A 2,653-nucleotide genomic window follows, 5' to 3' on the forward strand; every position below is an offset into this window, starting at 1 on the left:
AGGACTACTCCAGGATGGCAGTTACCCACATTAAACTGTCTAACGGTGACACACTGACCATTACTAAGGCTAACAGCATCCGTCCTGTGCCACCAGCCATCTATTAACGGGGTTAAAGGAGGCGGACTGGGGCTATGCAGAAGCCGCTTGTTGATGATCCGTACGCGAATGGCATCTGTGAGTGTTTGGCCGAGGGGAAGTGGCGGCATATCGTGGTTGCAAAAGGCTTAAAAATGTTGTGCTGCATACGCTGCGGTAAGCCAAAGTATTTACCTGGCACGACGGCCGTGCAATCAGAGCCAAGCGCGCCGAAGGGATGGTGGGAGTATGATTAACTCCAGCTGCACGCCAAAGCGCATAGAGGCCATTTACGGGCGTTAGAATGCGTATAAAAACTGGTGAACTATGTAAGTAAGAACCCTCAAATTGAGGGCTCTTTTTCTTCGTTTTGTTCTTCGTCAGCTTGTCCGATCCAGACGGGGTAGATTTTGCGCTTGTCATATATGCGTAGATATTTCTCATCCAAATTGATTCCGTTTTTTCGAGCCTGTACAGCCGCGTACTTGGCGAGTCGCCGCTTTTGGACGATCACGCCGCGCCAGGCAGGATATCCGTTAAGATCATTAATCATCTTAATGAGGTGCGCCTTGTGCCTGCTGCGTGCGGCATCTGCTAGATTCATCTTGAGGCCTTCGTACGTTTCTTTGGCTAGTCGTACGGTTACTGCGCCATCAAAAAAGTAGATGAGAAAGGCCGTTAGATCGCTGATTTGCAGAGGGATTGGTTTTATTTGCACATCGAAAAAGACATCATCATTGCGAATTTTATCGCTGATATTGCCGCGTGTGTGCAAAAGGATGCCAATATGCTCCCACCGCAAGTACATGTGGTTGGCGGCGCCCAGCCGCTTTTGGCGGGCGCGCTGCCATTTGGATTTATCAGTCTGATATTTGTCGATCAGCTTTTGATCGATTTCGTTCCATCTGTCTTTTTTTCTTATGGGAAGACTTATGACATGATAATGCGTATATCCGCTGCCAACGAGATAGACGACCATTTGCAAAAGCCCTTGCCAACTGCCACATACATACTGATATCCAGCACCCACGTAAAACCACCTCCCGATGATTGCGCCTAAAGGCGCTGCGAGTACGACCGCCAAGTCGGAATTCCGCAGAATCCCCCAATCGCTTTCATGCCTACGGTTTATGCTTTCGGATAGGCCTTTATTGTCAGTGCCAACTGACGGCCAACGCCCCCCCCACCATCCCGAGCAGGTTGATCGCTCCATGTATCGGATTCCTACTTGCAAATGCTCCCAGTCCTCGCACCAGGGTACCACCCCCAGCCGTTCGGACCTTCCCACGTTAGATAACATCGTTGAAAATAGAGTCTGGTCGCTCCAGAAACGATTGCGCAGCCTTTGGCGACTGCGGGGCGGAACATAGAAGAGCCCCCTTACTACCCTAGCCTTCGCCAGGTTTCAGACAAATTCGAATCCTTCTCAGCACTCAGGATCTTGCCACTCTCTATTTTCTTACCCAGTTGCAATCGCCGCCGCTACGCGCTGCGTGCTTTAGCCTGCTGCCGTTAAGCAGCAGGGCCTTTACGGGTTGAGCTATTTACCTTGCCCATTACTGGACATACACCCTGATTATCCGATTGCTCGGTTTTTAAGCTAGGCTCCCCCGCTGGGCTGAGCGTCACGCCGTTTCCAGCGCCCCGCCAGGTGGATTTTCACCACTTCGTTATTAACTGGCACGGCATCCGCCGCACCCTTTCCGTGTCGCCCATGTACCATGGCCTAAAGGCCAGTGGGTAGATGCAGGTGTTATCCTGCAGCCCCCGTCACCACCGCGCCAGCACCTCTCGATGCACGCAGCGATCCCCACTGACGGCTATGTTCCTGATTGGCGATCAGGATGGTCACGCCGTCAGAGCCACTCCTACAACTTGGTTTGTTGTATAGTGACCCGCAAAAAAAGCGATTGATTGGATATTATGGCATTTGGATTTGGCGATCCAAATGTTTCGAAATGGTTCTGGTTGTTATCGTACCGCGCGGCGCATTGGCAATGCCCCGATGCAGTTGATCGTCCAGATCCATTGTCTACTCATAGCAGCTATCAACTCCATATCTAATTGTTTTCTTATTGTGTTCCTAGTCTGTCACATTTTTTGTGGCTGGAATAGACGCTGCAATGGTTAGGGCAAGCCCAAACACTATGTTCTATTACTGGGAGTTGCTGTTGCCACATTAGCGTTATAGCACAGCTTTGAGGATGTGCAACATCTTTTGCTTTTTGTATCCATTTGAACCTATGTATTGGGGCTTGCTCTTATGTAGGGACAAGTATTGCGCCCTGTACATAGGGAGGATTTATTTTTTCGGGGAAAAAGAGAGAAAAAACGGTGGTCTAAGGATTTATGAAAAAAATCTGTAATGTAAGTGTGTTGTATCTTACAATATTGTAGTATTTGTTGTAGTATTATTACAACATACAACATACAACAATTACAAAATGTTTATGATAAAACGTAGGAGGCGAGTGCAAATGGCTGGAGGATTAACGAAAGAACAGATTTTTGCTGCGGCGGATCAAGTCTCAGAGCAAGGCAAGCGCCCAACATTGGCAGAGGTTCGCAAGATTTT

Annotated in this window: 2 protein-coding genes; one reads left to right on the forward strand and one right to left on the reverse strand. The window is 49.0% G+C overall.

What is annotated here, in order from left to right; all coding sequences use genetic code 11:
* The first annotated feature begins 134 nt into the window (after nucleotides 1-134).
* The gene (locus FJQ58_RS01925) at nucleotides 135-335 is read left to right on the forward strand and encodes a hypothetical protein (RefSeq protein ID WP_139990767.1); all 201 of its coding nucleotides are present in this window, start codon (nucleotides 135-137) and stop codon (nucleotides 333-335) included.
* An 86-nt stretch (nucleotides 336-421) separates the two neighbouring features.
* Here the strand turns inward: FJQ58_RS01925 and FJQ58_RS01930 are convergent, their stop codons facing one another.
* Entirely contained in the window at nucleotides 422-1,291 is an 870-nt protein-coding gene (locus FJQ58_RS01930; RefSeq protein WP_139990768.1) for a hypothetical protein, read from the reverse strand.
* Nucleotides 1,292-2,653 lie beyond the last annotated feature (1,362 nt).

The sequence above is a fragment of the Paenibacillus paridis genome (assembly GCF_006345825.1).
Lineage (GTDB): Bacteria > Bacillota > Bacilli > Paenibacillales > Paenibacillaceae > Pristimantibacillus > Pristimantibacillus paridis.

What these genes read in the sequence shown, in the direction of transcription:
- FJQ58_RS01925 (WP_139990767.1), top strand. Translation starts at nt 135, where the DNA reads ATGCAGAAGCCGCTTGTTGATGATCCGTACGCGAATGGCATCTGTGAG.
- FJQ58_RS01930 (WP_139990768.1), bottom strand. Translation starts at nt 1,291, where the DNA reads ATGGAGCGATCAACCTGCTCGGGATGGTGGGGGGGGCGTTGGCCGTCA.